Origin of the sequence: Bacillus sp. FSL R5-0416, from assembly GCF_037975425.1 — a bacterium.
Taxonomy (GTDB): Bacteria; Bacillota; Bacilli; order Bacillales; family Bacillaceae; genus Bacillus; species Bacillus subtilis.
In genome coordinates, this window is sequence record NZ_CP150252.1 from 2,251,569 (window position 1) to 2,266,743 (window position 15,175).

Genomic DNA, 15,175 nt, shown 5'->3' on the forward strand with positions numbered 1-15,175 from the left:
TATTTTGTTTCCAAAAATGGCACACAACTGTTTTATCGTCAATTTTTCAGCAAGTTAAACCCTTTTCAATCATTTGGCGCAGCATTTTCAGCATCGTTCGACCTTTAAACCTTCAAATAAACATCTAACATTTTACATAAGCACGATATGTTTTTCGAAAGTCTAAGGAACTATTTAAGCGAGGGTAAAAATGATGGTTTTCTATTGATGAACGAAGCAGTTTCTCCTCCTTTCTTGTCTATTTTTCTAATCAATTCTCTATCGGCGTGTCAAATCCCTTCCTCTGCATTCTTATGAAATGGCAAAAAGCCTGTTCTTTCGATAAGAACAGGCTTTTACACTATGCATTTGCTGATTGAGTTTTTTGTTTTACAGCTTCAAGAATGCTGTCGGCCGCTTTTTTAGAGCCGCCTGCCGCTTTCAGTGATTGTCCAATTTCTTTTGCCTTTTCAGCATACGAACGATTATTCATTACTTCTTGTATCGTCTCTTTCAGTAGGCTTTCAGACAATTCTTCCTTTTTAATTACTTTTCCTGCGCCGACTTTTTCTACCTGATCTGCGACAACAAATTGGTCGCCTCCCATCGGAATGACAACGAGCGGGGTTTCAAAATACAAACCTTCACTTGTGCTGTTCATTCCGCCGTGGGTCACAAATAAGCTGGCTCTTTTCAAGATCTCAAGCTGAGGGACATACGGGCGTACAATGAAATTCTCTGGAATGTCGTTTAACTCACTTGTTTTAATATGCTTGCCGATGGAAAGCACAACTTTACCGTCAAAGTCCTTACACACTTCAAGGCATTGATTAAAAAACTGCTTTTGATTGTTAAAAATGGTTCCCATTGAAATAAACAGCACGTTTTCATTGTCAATCTGATCAAATGGGAAATCATTGTTTCCGGCTCTTTCTGTAATGGAAGGACCGACAAATACATATCGCTCGCCAAATTGCTCAGCCAGTGGCTGAAATCCCCTTGATGTAAAGACGATTGTCAAGTCACCATCAGCTAAAAAAACATCAAATGGCTTCTTGATCTCTGCTTGAAAATCAGCATTTAAAGTTTCTGCAAGCTGCTGGTATGATTCATAATGAGGCGAATCTTCAAGTGATCCTTTCATGTACGCTCCCATCATTTCCTTAGCAAATTCCTCATTCATCGCAAAGGTTGTACACAATGAAAATCTTGGCAGCTTCAGCATGTTGGCAATGACTTTACCCGCGAGAAGATGGTGATCATATATGACATAATCATACGATTCATGTTTGACTTCCTCATAAATATGAGTCGCGATATCCTTACAGGCTTTCAAAAAAGCGCAGAGCATTTCTGTGAAATCTCTTTCTTCATCGCCGGTTGCGTTTTTCCCGAAGTAATCTCCCCTGAAATCATGATACTCACGAAACTCTATATCAAGAGCTGTGATTTTTTCTTTATATTCCTTCACTGCGTAGTACGTAATGTTTTCTCCCCGAGATTTCAGCTCCTTCATCACACCGATAGAGGGATTAATATGCCCTTCACCGGGAAAACCGATCATTAATACATTAGCCATGCGGCAGCACCCTTCCTTTGAAAATTTATGTAATATTTTATACGGTACTATAAATACATAAACAGGTAAAGTATTTCACTTAATTAATATTCATCATATATAACTTTTCTACCAGTTTATATTCCCTGTCTTCAAGACAAAAAGCATTCAGCTTGAAGCGAATGCTTTAATAAAGATGCGAATTCAGTCATTTTGTCTCATGATAGGATTCTTAATCAGGCCCTTTTTATTATTTTTACGTTCTTGGTGAAATTAACGGATATAATACACCGTCTTTGGCAAACGACATCTTCCCTGTTTCCTCTGAAACCACGAGCACCAGTGCATCCGTATAGCCCGACATACCGAGAGCCGCCCTGTGCCGGGTTCCCAAATGGATATCCACTTCCTTCGTCGTCAGCGGGAGCACATTGGCTGCTGACACGAGTTTGTTTTCCCTCACTAATAAAGCGCCGTCATGAAGAGGGTTTCCGGGAAAAAAGATGCTTTCAATTAATGAAGAGCTGATCTCGGCGTGTAGGGAGGTGCCTTTTTGAATAAAACGTTCAACCGGGTCTGCTCTTTCAATCACAATTAAAGCTCCATGCTTATGTTCCGATAAGGCTTTAATCGCCTTGGCCAGCTCAATAAATGCCGGCGTAAATTCCTCAATGTATGATTGCAAATAAAAGGAGGATGCAATCCCCTGCATGTCCTGAAAAACGTGCCCCAAATCATCTAATTCACAAAGGAGACACTGGTCTTTTTCGTGAAGCGTTTTCAAGATTAGAGATGCATCACCTAATATTTGCTCTAAGTACACCTGTATTTTCCCCTTGAACGCATTTTCTGATATCTGCTCATAGCGCATAGCCTTCATCTCCTGTTCAAATTTCCAACTTTTCACGAATGCTTATCTTATTGATGCACATTCTATTGGTAAAGGAGGGATGTAAAGAATGGAAATCGAAAGAATCATTCAGTATATTTGCACCTTTTTAGGCGTGATTTCGCTTTCTTTTATTTATGCCCAAATGTTTAGAAAAACGAAACCGACAAAAAAAGAATAGGCCCGGCGTTCATTGCTTTTTATACATAAAATGTTATAATTTCTCTCGTTATGAAAAAGAAACGGAGATCAATGTATGAAAGAAACTCAAAACGCCCGGGAAAAAATCAAACAGCTCTTGCACATTTTAATACCGATATTCATTACCCAAGCGGGGCTTTCTCTGATCACTTTTCTAGATACTGTGATGTCAGGGAAAGTCAGCCCCGCTGATTTAGCTGGTGTCGCCATTGGCTCAAGCCTTTGGACCCCTGTTTACACAGGGCTTGCAGGTATATTAATGGCGGTCACCCCGATTGTCGCTCAGTTATTAGGTGCAGAGAAAAAACAGAAGATTCCCTTTACTGTTTTACAAGCTGTATACGTAGCCGCGCTTCTTAGCATCGCCGTTTTAGTGATTGGATATGCTGCAGTTGACCTTATTCTTGGCCGATTGAACCTTGATATTCACGTGCATCAGATTGCTAAACACTTTTTAGGCTTTTTATCACTGGGAATTTTCCCTTTATTTGTTTACACCGTGTTGAGATCATTCATCGACTCATTAGGAAAAACGAGAGTCACCATGATGATTACACTCAGTTCTCTTCCAATCAATTTTGTATTGAATTATGTATTTATCTTTGGGAAGTTCGGAATGCCGGCACTTGGAGGTGTAGGCGCGGGACTGGCATCCGCGTTAACTTACTGGTGTATCTGCATCATCAGTTTTTTCATTATTCATAAAAACGCACCGTTTTCTGAATACGGGATTTTTCTTACCATGTATAAGTTCTCTTGGAAAGCATGCAAAAATTTGCTCAAAATCGGGCTGCCTATTGGGTTCGCCGTGTTTTTTGAAACGAGCATTTTCGCAGCTGTCACGCTTCTAATGAGCCATTTTCATACAGTGACCATCGCGTCCCACCAGGCAGCCATGAATTTTGCGTCTCTTTTATATATGCTGCCGCTTAGCGTGTCCATGGCTCTAACAATTGTTGTCGGATTTGAAGCGGGTGCAGCCCGTTTTAAGGATGCACGCTCATATAGCTTAATCGGCATCATGATGGCGATCGGCTTTTCTTTGTTCACTGCCGCCTGTATCCTTTTATTCAGAGAGCAAATTGCGGGCATGTACACTTCTGACCCCGATGTGCTCCGGCTGACACAGCACTTTTTAATTTATGCGCTATTTTTTCAGCTTTCCGATGCTGTTGCCGCACCGATCCAGGGAGCACTCAGAGGGTACAAAGATGTGAACTATACGCTTGCGGCCGCTTTTGTCTCTTACTGGGTCATTGGCCTTCCGGTCGGTTATATGGTCGGTACGTTTACAAGCCTCGGTGCATTCGGCTATTGGATTGGATTAATAGCGGGACTCGCCGCCGGAGCAGTTGGGCTGTTTTTCAGGCTGGCAAAACTGCAAAAACGTTATTCGCAAAAACAACACATTTAAAAGAGGTGATCAATCATGGCAAAAAACAAAAAATTATTCGAGTATCTTTCCCAGCATGCGGAAACCATCAGTTCAACATGGTATGAAACAATCGAGGAGACTGATCCCAATTCCATTTATGCCTCAACAGACCCTGTTGTCATTCACAATTTAAAGAGCCAGAATCTTGCCTTTAACTATAAAATAAACCGTATTTTTATAGATGATGAGGACATATACTTGCCTATACTGAAAGAATGGGCCTTTGAAGTCACACAGGATCAAGAGCATTTAAAAACTCCTATCCACTATATTATTCGGGAGTTTGTCAGAGTGAGAGATTTATATGTTTCTTATGTGAAAGAATTTGTCCATTTCAATCAGAATACTGTGAAAAGCGAAGAAGCCGAAGACCTGTATCACGCCCTTATAAAAGCGTTTGATCTTGTGATTCATATTTTTATAGAAGAAATGTACAAAAACACAAGCCTTCAGCTTCAGGCCCAAAAAGATATGATTACTGAATTGAGCGCTCCGGTCATCGTGCTGTTTCACAGCGTCGGACTGCTGCCTTTAATCGGAGATATTGATACAGTCCGCGCCAAGCTGATTATGGAAAACACACTGCATCAATGTGCGAAAAAAAAGGTGACACAACTGTATATTGATTTGTCAGGAGTAGCTGTGATTGATACGATGGTTGCCCATCAGCTGTTCAGTCTGATTGAGGCGCTTCGTTTAATCGGTGTTTCTTCAACTTTGTCTGGAATCCGTCCGGAAATCGCGCAAACAGCGGTTCAGCTAGGTTTGTCTTTCGAAGGTATTTCCTTGAGATCCACTCTCGCTTCAGCAATTGCATCGGACTTAAAATTAAAAAAGGTATAAGGCTTAAGGCCTTATACCTTTTTGATTAATCATTCCATTGATACGTCCAATATATTTCTTCTTCAAACCATGTTGCCATAACAGGTTCATTATTTTTCAATTTCTCTTCAAGCTCTCTGAGCATGCCTTCTGTTTGTGTGCGGTGAGCTCTTAACGCATTCATTTTAATATCAGCTACTTCTTTGATATCAAGCACGACATCAGCTTCGCCGAGAACCTCTTCTCTGTTGCGGGTAATGGCCATGCAGATTGTACGCGGACGGTCTTCTTTCTTTTTGCGATATAATGCACGGATAACCGCTTCCCCGCATGCATCATGGTCAGGGTGCACACCGTGTCCGGGATAAAATGTGACAATTAAACTTGGTTTTACATCATCTATGATCTCTTCCATGATATCAGCTAAATACTCATCGTCTTCAAATTCGAGCGTTTTGTCACGGAGTCCAAGCATACGAAGGTCATTGATATCCATTTCTTTGCAAGCATTGATGAGCTCTTGTTTTCTTAGCAGCGGCAACGTTTCCCGATTCGCGAAAAATGGATCGCCCATATTTCTGCCCATTTCACCTAAAGTGGCGCAGGCATACGTAACGGGAATGTCTTTTTTTCTGTTTAAGGCAATGAGGCCTGCCACTCCATATGATTCATCATCAGGGTGAGGCAGGATTACTAGTACATGTTCTTTCATTATTATTCACCCTTTTCTTTAAACTGTGAACGGTTTTTCGCTGATTTGCAGAGAAATAGCCAGTTTACCGCCCGGCAGGTGTCCCGCCATTAATAAACGGTTTTCTTCATCTACCGTGTATTCAGTCAAGCCTTCAGCATAAATCCAGCCTTCTTCTGTTTTCAAGCCAACGCGGTAAGGCCCGTTGCCTTTGATTTTTGCCTGATGATAAGTAACTTTTGCATTGCGAATATACGCAACAACCGTCATGTTCTTTTCATTTAAGTGCGCTGAATAAGAACCTGTGGTGGTTTCTAAATGGATATATACAGGGCGGTCCGCATATCGTTCTAAAGATGCTTGCACATCTTCTTTTATGATCGCTTTCATGATTGCTCCCCTCTTTCTTCTTTTAAATACTCTGCACGTTCTGTATGTAATTTGACCAGCTGATATTTCACAGCCGGTTCGAGCTGTGAATTCACAATGCGCTGAATCGCGGCAAAATATTTTTCCAGCATCGGTTTTCGGAGTCTTGGATGTGTTCGTTTATCCAAGAGCTCAAGATCAATCGCCTCTGCTACCGCTTCTGCGTCATCATGTGCGAGAGATCGGTTATTCCAAAGTGAAGCATAGGCTTTCACTATCTCTTTATCATTGTCCATCGTCTTGCTCCTTTATGTCTTACATACATGAAATGATTATACATAATATATGCATCAGCTGAAAAGCCAAAGGCCTCAATGGCTTTTTGACGCCCGTTTCCACTTCACTTGTGAAAACGTAAACAAGAGCAGCGCAGCCCATATACAGCTGAATGTAAAAGCCTTCGAGCTTGAAAATGGCTCATGGTAAACAAACAGCCCGATCAGCAGGGTAATGGTCGGCGCAATATATTGTAAGATACCGACTTGATACAGCGGCAGCCGTTTCGCTCCTTCCGCAAACAATAAGAGCGGCAAAGCCGTAAACACACCGGCCAAAAAGAGAAGCAGCCACGTCCCTCCGCTTTCTGCACCCGCTGGCTGAACATGTCCGCTGAACAGCAAATACCCCAATGCAATGGGCATAATCATGAATGTTTCCAGCGTTAAACCGATGGCGCTCGGCAGGCTTGTTCTTTTTTTGCTTAACCCGTACAGCCCAAAGCTGAATGCGAGCAGAAGCGCAACATAAGGAATGGAGCCGTATTGGAACGCCGAGATGATGACACCGGCTGCCGCAATCGAAACGGCCACTAATTGCAGGCGATTCAGTTTTTCCTTTAAAAATAAAATCCCAAGGAGCACTGATACAAGCGGATTAATGTAATAGCCAAGACTAGCCTCAAGCAAAAAGCCATGGTTGACAGCCCATATGTATACAAACCAGTTGATCGAAATCAGGATAGAAGCAAGAAATAAAGAGAGGATCCCTCCGTTCTTTTTCAGAGAGCGCAGCTCCTGCCATCCTATTTTCCATTGCCGCAAGAAAAAAAGTACGATACACATAAAAACAAAAGACCATATAATACGATGAGCCAAAATATCAAGAGCCGGCAGCTGTTCGAGAAGCTTCCAATAGAGCGGAAACAGGCCCCACATGATAAAGGAAACGGCTGTGTAAATAACGCCTTTTTTTGTTTCTGAATATTGCATTTATATCCCTGCCTTTCTTTAGAGCATCTTATATTATATCACGTGAAAGATCTGGCGGGCATATACTATTTTGTCCGTGAAGAAAGGATGTGAAGACAATGTTTGAGTGGAACAAGTACTTTCCTTTCCACAATCAATTTTCTAAAGAAGCATTAAAAAAAGCTGATCCGAAAGAAGTTGAAACGTATGTCAATCGTGTGATGGAAAGTGTGTTCGGCAGTGATTATGCGGCTCAATTTCCTTTCCGCGATCCTCTCCCCCAAAAAGAACATCCCGCCAAACCTGATGCAAAACCTGATGTCAAACCTGATATTGATATATTCGAAACAGCAGACCATGTGTTTGTAAAGGTGCCAATCAGCGAAGAATGGCTGGAACAAGTGAGAATCAAACACACATCTCACGAATTATGGTTGGAAAACCTCCCAAGAGCAGATCATCCGAAAAAAGTAAACCTTCCTTGTTTAGTCAAACGCAAAGGAACAAAAGCCGTCTATAAGGATGGCCTTCTGGAAGTCATGTTTCAAAAGCAGCAAGACTACAATATGTCCGAGGTAGAAATCATCCGATAAAAAACGGCCTGCAATCGATGCAGGCCGTTTTTATTAATAGAAGCCGGGATATCCCCCGTATGGCACGCCGGCACCAAAACCGTACGGTCCGCCTCCGTATCCATAAGGGCCAGGAGGATAGGCATAGGGACGAGAATAGTTAAACAGCGCACTCCCGAGAAAACCGCCTAATAAACCGCCGACTAGAGGAGCGCCAAACAAAAAAGGACTACGCGCCGGATATCCGGCTGGACCTGGGATTCCGCGTAAATACGAATGATGAGGGTACATGATTTTTTCCTCCTTTATGTCTGCCTATACGTAAAGTATTCAGCAAGGAAGAAAAACGATTGGGCTACGGACTGTCTATGATTGTTACATCACAAGCTCTGCCAAAAACACACAGCCGAGTCCTGTAACCGAAAGAACTGTTGTAAGCAGCGTCCAGGTTTGAAATGTTTCTTTCATGCTCAAGCCGAAAAATTCCTTTACCATCCAAAATCCTGCATCATTTACATGACACGCAATGACACTGCCGGCTCCTGTTGCAAGCACCATTAACGCGGGGTTTACACTGCCAGCCTCCATAAGCGGAGCTGCCATTCCCGCTGTGGTAAGCGCAGCCACGGTAGCAGAGCCTAGACACAGACGCAGAACCGCGGCGATGGTCCATGTAACGAATAGCGGCGACATGTTTGTTTGGCGGAAAAAATCAGCGACATAATCGCCGACCCCGCCGTCAATCAGCACCTGTTTAAACGCTCCTCCCCCTCCTATGATGAGCAGCATCATCGCAATTTGCGAAATTGATTCTGAAATAGATCTGCTGATTTCCTGCATAGATATTTTACGGGCATATCCCATCGTATAGAGTGCAAGCAACAGCGAAATGAGCATTGCCGTTCCCGGAGTGCCGATAAATTCTATAATGTCTTTTCCTTTTGAATGTTCATTCAATAATAAAGAAAAAACTGTTGCCATTGCCATAAAGATAACCGGGAATAAAGACGTGACAGCACTGATCGCAAAGCCCGGTGTTTCATCCAGCTGAAATTCTTTCCTCGGTCCTAACCCCGATAAGTTTCCATGCTTTTGATACGCACCAGGAAACCGTTTCATCGCAAATTTATTAAATAAAGGCCCGGCAATCACAGTTGTCGGAACAGCGATGATGATTCCAAAAAGCAGCACCTGGCCAATATGGGCACCGTATGCAACTGAGATAGCAGTTGGAGCAGGATGCGGGGGCAAAAATCCGTGAGTAACATTTAAGGCGGCGGCCATCGGGATTCCCAGATACAGAAAAGGCATTTTTAATTCTTTAGCAATCGCGTAAACAATCGGTATCAACAGAACAAGACCCACTTCAAAAAACAGCGCAATACCGATGATAAAAGAGGCAACTACAACCGCCGCCTGTATTCGTTTCCTCCCGAATTTGTCAATCAGCGTAATGGCAATCCGGTAGCCGCCCCCAGCATCAGAGACAAGCCTCCCAAGCATCGCGCCAAGTCCAAACACTAAAGCTAAATGCCCCAGCTGCCCGCCAATTCCAGTCTCAATTGAAAGAACAATTTTATTGATATCCATTCCAAGTCCGATGGCTACTAAAAATGAAACGACAATCAGTGAGACAAAGGTATTTAATTTTACTTTAATAATGAGAAATAACATGATCAGCACTCCGACAGCTACAATTAAAATCGGCATGGAAACCCCTCCAAAAGTGTTTTATATGATTCTCGCGACATTGTTTCGGCGCTTTTCATGCCTAGATGAATAGAAAACGCTTTCATTTATAAATAACAACGTCTTGGTTATATGATTGTTATCTTTTGGTCAACTAATATGTTCATACTAATCTCCTAATCAATCACTGTCAATCGTTTTTATGAGCTTGTCTCGATTATCTACCGCCTAACCTAATGATTCATTAGTTATATGTTGATTAACTTTTGGTTATATGTTATGTTTTTTAAAGTTGACTGCCAATCATTATATCTCTCCATTGTCTGAAAGCAAACGAGACAATATGAGAACAGACGGATAACAACTTCACAAGAGGAGGAGTACACATGCCATTATTGCGTTTTGATGTAATTGAAGGCCGTGACGAAAAATCGCTGCAATTGTTATTAGATACTGCTCACCAAGCGATGGTTGAAGCGTTTGGTGTTCCGGAAAGAGACCGTTATCAAATTGTCCATCAGCATCCCGCAAACGAGCTTATAATCCAAGATACGGGATTAGGGTTTCAGAGAACCAAGGATATGGTCATCATTAGCATGACAAGCAAAGCAAGAACCGAAAGCCAAAAGGAAAAATTGTATGCTCTGCTTGCTGAAAGGCTAGAAGAAAAATGCGGAATTTCCCCTGAAGACCTAATGGTATCTATTACTGAGAATGGTGACGCAGACTGGAGTTTCGGTCTCGGTGAGGCGCAATTTTTGAATGGAAAACTATAAGATTTCGTCTCCCCACAAAAAAAAGAAGAGAGAGCTCCAAAGAAGCTCTCTCTTTTTTCATAAATGCGGAAGTCATCAGTATAGAAGCATCCAGCAATACGAAAAACCTGGATCTCCTTTTATATCCGGTTTAAATGCCAATTGGAAGCTGACTGGGTTTTGGCCGAAAATATAAAATTTTGCTGATTTGCATAATAAGATACATCATAATCCCCATTTACAATAGGTTGGATGTTATAGCTTATTGATCATTTCCTATTTTATATATCCCCTTCATATGCACATGACACTTTTGCCAATCCGGAAATGTCAGTCTGACAAATATAAAAAGTCATGTAAACGGGTGTGAACCGTACTTACATGACTCACCATGGAAACAAGAGCGCTTTTTCAGACGCCGCTTTCCTTATTTCTCTTCTTCACACACTGTGTCACCAGGCTCGCAAAATTGATCGGCCCATGCCTGCATCTCTTGAAATACAGCTTGAAGCGCTGTTCCTTTTTCAGTCAGCGTGTAGATGACTTTGACCGGCGTTTCAGGGAGAACCTGCCGTTCGACAATCTCGTTTTGTTCAAGCTCCTTCAAGCGCTCTGCCAACATTTTTTGGCTGATCATCGGTATTGTTTCCGTTATCTCTTTAAACCGTTTCGGCCCATCCATTAGCACATGGATGATCAGACCGTTCCATCGTTTTCCCAGCAATGAGAATGCGGATTCCATTTTAGGGCACATCGTATTTCCCACAAGTCTTCATCCCTTCATCTATTGATTGACATGTATTCAATGATCCATTACAATAATCTTTCAAGTTACATTTAGTAAGCTTCTAACTTTTCTATTATCATACCACGTTTATCCGAAGGAGGAAACACTATGACGAATACTCTGGATGTTTTAAAAGCACGTGCATCTGTAAAGGAATATGATACAAATGCCCCGATCTCTAAGGAGGAGCTGACTGAGCTATTAGACCTTGCCGCTAAAGCGCCTTCCGCTTGGAACCTTCAGCATTGGCATTTTACAGTATTCCACAGCGATGAATCAAAAGCGGAGCTTCTTCCTGTAGCGTATAATCAAAAACAAATCGTTGAGTCTTCTGCTGTTGTTGCCATTTTAGGCGATTTAAAGGCAAATGAAAACGGTGAAGAAGTTTATGCTGAATTAGCAAGCCAAGGCTATATTACGGATGAAATCAAACAAACATTGCTCGGCCAAATCAACGGTGCTTACCAAAGCGAGCAATTCGCACGTGATTCCGCTTTCTTAAATGCTTCTTTAGCTGCTATGCAGCTTATGATTGCCGCAAAAGCAAAAGGTTATGACACTTGCGCAATTGGCGGATTTAACAAAGAGCAGTTCCAAAAGCAATTTGATATCAGTGAGCGCTATGTTCCGGTTATGCTTATTTCAATCGGCAAAGCAGTGAAGCCTGCCCATCAAAGCAACCGCCTGCCGCTTTCAAAAGTATCAACTTGGCTGTAAGGATATGAAAAACCTTAGTCCGAAATCCGGACTAAGGTTTTTTTATACAATCGCCTCTTTGTACCATTCACGAGCCTGTTCAGCTTCATGCTGAGTCAGCTGATGGCCCCCGTCCTGCCAGTAAACGGAGGCTGATGCCCCGCTGTCACGTAAATAGCGGTAAAGCTCTTCTGATTCTTCCTTCGTGCAAAGAGGATCGTATTTCCCGGCACCGATAAAAACAGGGAGCCCCGCCATATCAGGCAGCTCGATACCCCGAATCGGAACCATTGGATGATGCAGAATAGCCCCTTTTAACACATCTTTATAATGAAAAAGCAGGCTTGCCGCAATGTTTGCGCCGTTTGAATAACCGACTGCAATCACTCGGCCGCGATTAAACTGATGCGTTTCTGCAGCCTCGTCGATAAAATCTTTCAATTCTCTTGTCCGCACCACAAGATCCTTTTCATCAAAAACTCCTTCACTCAGACGTTTGAAAAATCGCGGCATTCCATTTTCAAGCACCGATCCTCTGACACCAAGCAAATGGGCATCAGGGTCTATAAACCGCCCCAATGAAAGCAGATCGTGTTCATTACCGCCCGTGCCATGCAACAGCAAAAGTACGTTGTCAGATGTTCCTTTTTCATAAATATGCTTCATTATAAATTCCCCCTTTTAAAGTTCAGGTAAAATGTCTGTAATTTGTTGTCTATGTTTCTCCAGCCATTCAGGCAGTTTTAAGGAAGTCCCTAGCTCAGCAAACGTTTCATCTGTCATAAAGCCTGGTTCATCTGTGGCAATTTCAAATAAGATACCGCCTTTCTCCCTGAAATAAACTGATGTAAAGTATTCCCTGTCGAGAATTTCTGACGAAGGCAGATGGTTTTCAGCAATAATCGGCAGCCATTTCGCCTGTTCCTTTTTCTTAGTCCGAAACGCTACATGGTGTACCGTACCATATCCTCCGACTCCTCTTTTTTCAGGGTGTAAATGGACATCAATGACACCGCCGGCGGCCGCTGAGGTTGCCAGTCTGACAATCTGGTCTTCTTCAGCCACTTTGGTGTATCCAAAGCTTTCCGTTAACAATTGTATGGTCGCCTGCGGGTCGTAGGAATATAGCAGCACACCTTTCATTCCCGTAATTGCTTCATTTGTTGTGATCCCGTCAGGCGTCCACTCGCTTTTGCCGCTTTTCGCATCCTCCATGATCGCCAGCGGAAGGTCTTCTGTATCATCAAAAATAAGACCTTTTTCACCAAACAACGTTTTTTCCTCTAGGCTCAGCCCGCTTTTCTCAAGACGCTCCTTCCAAAAAGACAGGGAGCCTGAGGGAACTGAAAAGTACACCCGGCCCGCTTGGCCTTTTCCTACCGTTCCCTGTCCGCTTCCTTGGAAGGGAAAAAAGGTCATTATTGTACCGGGATCTCCGTTTTGATTCCCAAAGTAAAAATGATAAGTCCCGGGATCATCAAAGTTTACTGTTTTTTTAACAAGTCTGAGCCCAAGCACTTCTGTATAAAATCGCAAGTTTTCTTGCGGATCTCTGGCGAATGCTGTGACATGGTGCAATCCTTCTGTTTTCATTTTCTCACTCCTATTTATCTCGATTTCAAGATATTTATTATTTTAAACCTTTATTGAAAAGGATGCAAACCATGTGTTTTGTTTAAATAATTGTAAAAATCATTTTTTTCTAATAATTATCTTGTGATCTTTTCTAACAACTGCTATTATAGTGAGCATTATCATGTTTCAGGAGGAAAGTAAATGGTTAAAAAAGCACTTATTGTTATTCTCATTCTTTTGCCATTCGTTCAGCTCGCGCTTTTGCCGCTTGTGAATCGAATAGAACCGATTATGTTCGGCCTGCCGTTTTTCCACTTTTGGCTGCTGCTGTGGATTATTGTTACGCCGTTATGCTCGTTTGGCATTTATCAGATGCAAAAAAAAGATGGAGGACTTGAATAATGCAAGGGAATCTGACTGCACTTCTCATTACTTCTATTATTGTTTTAACCGTTGTCTGTATCGGCTTTCTCGCCGGAAGAGACAAATCCTCGCGCACTTCTGTGGAAGAATGGTCTGTCGGCGGCAGACGCTTCGGCGGTCTTCTCGTCTGGTTTTTAGTAGGCGCTGACCTTTATACGGCCTATACTTTCTTAGGGTTGACCAGTACTGCTTTTACAGGCGGAAGTGTTGCATTTTTCGCCATTCCTTATTCTGTGTTGGCCTACTTTATCGCCTACTTCTTCTTGCCAAAACTTTGGAAAGTTGCGAAAATTCATAAATTAACAACACTCGCGGATTATGCCCGGGAACGTTTTAACAGTAAGCTTTTGGCAAGCCTCGTTGCCATCGTTGGGGTACTCATGCTTATTCCGTACATATGCCTTCAGCTGAGCGGCATTCAAGACACGCTTCAGGTTGCCGGCACTGGCTATATTAACGTAAAATTCGTTGTGATCATTTCATTTATTCTTGTTGCTCTTTACACATTTTTCAGCGGGATAAAAGGGCCCACATATACAGCCATCATTAAGGACATTTTAGTATGGGTCATTATGCTGTTTATGGTGGTGTCCCTCCCTCTCATTCATTTTAACGGCTGGACGCCAATGATTGACACGTTAGTAAAGGAAGCGCCGCAAATGCTGACGATACCGTCAGAAGGGCCAAAAGGCATTCCTTGGTTTATCACAGCATCTATTGTTTCCGCTCTGGCACTTTTTATGTGGGCACATGCCGCTACAGGTGTTTTCACGGCGAAAAGCGCTGATGCAGTAAGAAAAAACAGCATGTTTTTACCCCTTTACAATATTGTGTTAATTTTGGTCATTTTTCTTGGCTTTATCGCCTTTCTTGTTCTGCCGGAAGATACAAATCCAAGACTCGCGCTGCTGCATTTGATTCAAACATCTTACGGCGGCGTGGCACAAGGTTTTGCATATGCCACTATCGCTCTTGCTTCATTAATACCTTGTTCCATTATGGCAATCGGCGCATCGAATTTATTCGCCAACAACCTATACCGGGATTTGATTCATCCGAATGTGTCGCAAAGCAAGCTTACTCTTGTCACACGTTCAATGGTCTTTGTTGTCATCGGTCTCGCGCTGCTGTTTGGAATGCTGTTCCCGACTGCCTTAGTGACACTCCAGCTATTAGGTGTATCCGGCATGGTGCAAATCTTCCCGGCGATTGCTGTCAGTCTATTCTGGAAGCATCAAACGAAAGAAGCGACAGTTATCGGATTATTAGTCGGCCTTGCGGTTACGTTTATTGTGTATACCACTCAATCCGCACATGGCATTTATGAAGGATTCTGGGGATTGGCCGCCAACATGATCGCTGTGGTTATCCTGAATCCGCTGTTCGTTAAAAACGCGGGATCCAATCCTGTCATTGAAGGTTTATTTGGCAAAAAACAAGACGCTAATCCAAATCAAAAGGGTGCATAAAAAAACCATACGCGGCAG

Annotated in this window: 18 protein-coding genes; 7 read left to right on the forward strand and 11 right to left on the reverse strand. The window is 42.6% G+C overall.

From position 1 onward, the window contains the following. Nucleotides 1-340 precede the first annotated feature (340 nt). Complete coding sequence (locus NYE20_RS11760; protein ID WP_004399256.1) at nt 341-1,558, reverse strand: macrolide family glycosyltransferase; 1,218 nt, start codon at nt 1,556-1,558, stop codon at nt 341-343. A gap of 235 nt (nt 1,559-1,793) precedes the next feature. Next, nucleotides 1,794-2,417: a cyclic di-AMP synthase CdaS gene (cdaS, locus tag NYE20_RS11765; RefSeq protein WP_010886531.1), complete on the reverse strand. Its 624-nt coding sequence runs from the start codon at nt 2,415-2,417 to the stop codon at nt 1,794-1,796. 265 nt (nt 2,418-2,682) lie between these two features. Here cdaS and NYE20_RS11770 point away from each other — a divergent pair, with 265 nt between their 5' ends. Further along, complete coding sequence (locus NYE20_RS11770) at nt 2,683-4,041, forward strand: MATE family efflux transporter (protein ID WP_003231218.1); 1,359 nt, start codon at nt 2,683-2,685, stop codon at nt 4,039-4,041. 15 nt (nt 4,042-4,056) lie between these two features. Next, nucleotides 4,057-4,905 carry an RsbT co-antagonist RsbRC gene (gene rsbRC / locus NYE20_RS11775; RefSeq protein WP_103803556.1) on the forward strand — a complete coding sequence of 283 codons (849 nt, stop codon included), beginning with the start codon at nt 4,057-4,059 and terminating at the stop codon, nt 4,903-4,905. Nucleotides 4,906-4,930: 25 nt separating this feature from the next. On the opposite strand, the gene bshB2 is transcribed toward rsbRC, so the two are convergent. The 4 genes from bshB2 to rarD all read right to left on the reverse strand — a co-directional run bounded on the left by bshB2 (nt 4,931) and on the right by rarD (nt 7,212). Continuing rightward, nucleotides 4,931-5,596, reverse strand: a complete 666-nt coding sequence (gene bshB2, locus NYE20_RS11780) for a bacillithiol biosynthesis deacetylase BshB2 (RefSeq protein WP_003231215.1) — start codon at nt 5,594-5,596, stop codon at nt 4,931-4,933. 18 nt (nt 5,597-5,614) lie between these two features. Further along, nucleotides 5,615-5,965, reverse strand: a complete 351-nt coding sequence (locus NYE20_RS11785; protein WP_003231213.1) for a YojF family protein — start codon at nt 5,963-5,965, stop codon at nt 5,615-5,617. Continuing rightward, a complete protein-coding gene (locus NYE20_RS11790) occupies nt 5,962-6,240 on the reverse strand; it encodes a hypothetical protein (protein WP_003231211.1) in 279 nt (92 codons plus the stop codon). The genes NYE20_RS11785 and NYE20_RS11790 overlap by 4 nt, the downstream gene beginning before the upstream one ends. Nucleotides 6,241-6,315: 75 nt before the next feature. Next, the gene (gene rarD / locus NYE20_RS11795) at nt 6,316-7,212 is read right to left on the reverse strand and encodes an EamA family transporter RarD (RefSeq protein WP_015383877.1); all 897 of its coding nucleotides are present in this window, start codon (nt 7,210-7,212) and stop codon (nt 6,316-6,318) included. 98 nt (nt 7,213-7,310) lie between these two features. Here rarD and gerT point away from each other — a divergent pair, with 98 nt between their 5' ends. After that, nucleotides 7,311-7,784 carry a spore germination protein GerT gene (gene gerT / locus NYE20_RS11800; RefSeq protein WP_003231207.1) on the forward strand — a complete coding sequence of 158 codons (474 nt, stop codon included), beginning with the start codon at nt 7,311-7,313 and terminating at the stop codon, nt 7,782-7,784. 33 nt (nt 7,785-7,817) lie between these two features. Here gerT and NYE20_RS11805 read toward each other — a convergent pair whose 3' ends face one another. Both NYE20_RS11805 and NYE20_RS11810 read right to left on the reverse strand, forming a co-directional pair. Continuing rightward, nucleotides 7,818-8,054 (reverse strand): hypothetical protein, encoded by a 237-nt coding sequence (locus NYE20_RS11805; protein WP_004399366.1) that lies wholly within the window; start codon nt 8,052-8,054, stop codon nt 7,818-7,820. Between the two features lie 84 nt (nt 8,055-8,138). After that, entirely contained in the window at nt 8,139-9,473 is a 1,335-nt protein-coding gene (locus tag NYE20_RS11810) for a gluconate:H+ symporter (RefSeq protein WP_038828658.1), read from the reverse strand. 365 nt (nt 9,474-9,838) lie between these two features. Here NYE20_RS11810 and NYE20_RS11815 point away from each other — a divergent pair, with 365 nt between their 5' ends. Next, the gene (locus NYE20_RS11815) at nt 9,839-10,228 is read left to right on the forward strand and encodes a tautomerase family protein (protein WP_021481482.1); all 390 of its coding nucleotides are present in this window, start codon (nt 9,839-9,841) and stop codon (nt 10,226-10,228) included. A gap of 406 nt (nt 10,229-10,634) precedes the next feature. On the opposite strand, the gene yodB is transcribed toward NYE20_RS11815, so the two are convergent. Then, nucleotides 10,635-10,973 carry a transcriptional regulator YodB gene (gene yodB / locus NYE20_RS11820; RefSeq protein ID WP_004399427.1) on the reverse strand — a complete coding sequence of 113 codons (339 nt, stop codon included), beginning with the start codon at nt 10,971-10,973 and terminating at the stop codon, nt 10,635-10,637. A 129-nt stretch (nt 10,974-11,102) separates the two neighbouring features. Between yodB and NYE20_RS11825 the strand changes: the two genes are divergently transcribed. Beyond that, nucleotides 11,103-11,711: a nitroreductase family protein gene (locus NYE20_RS11825; RefSeq protein WP_014477092.1), complete on the forward strand. Its 609-nt coding sequence runs from the start codon at nt 11,103-11,105 to the stop codon at nt 11,709-11,711. 42 nt (nt 11,712-11,753) lie between these two features. Here the strand turns inward: NYE20_RS11825 and NYE20_RS11830 are convergent, their stop codons facing one another. Both NYE20_RS11830 and NYE20_RS11835 read right to left on the reverse strand, forming a co-directional pair. Continuing rightward, on the reverse strand, nt 11,754-12,356 hold the full coding sequence (locus NYE20_RS11830; RefSeq protein WP_003231194.1) for an alpha/beta hydrolase: 603 nt from the start codon (nt 12,354-12,356) through the stop codon (nt 11,754-11,756). 15 nt (nt 12,357-12,371) lie between these two features. Then, a complete protein-coding gene (locus NYE20_RS11835; RefSeq protein WP_070547460.1) occupies nt 12,372-13,283 on the reverse strand; it encodes a ring-cleaving dioxygenase in 912 nt (303 codons plus the stop codon). 183 nt (nt 13,284-13,466) lie between these two features. Between NYE20_RS11835 and NYE20_RS11840 the strand changes: the two genes are divergently transcribed. Then, nucleotides 13,467-13,667 (forward strand): DUF3311 domain-containing protein, encoded by a 201-nt coding sequence (locus NYE20_RS11840; RefSeq protein ID WP_003231189.1) that lies wholly within the window; start codon nt 13,467-13,469, stop codon nt 13,665-13,667. Next, a complete protein-coding gene (locus tag NYE20_RS11845; RefSeq protein WP_070547461.1) occupies nt 13,667-15,157 on the forward strand; it encodes a sodium:solute symporter in 1,491 nt (496 codons plus the stop codon). Before NYE20_RS11840 ends, NYE20_RS11845 begins: the two co-directional genes overlap by 1 nt. Nucleotides 15,158-15,175 lie beyond the last annotated feature (18 nt).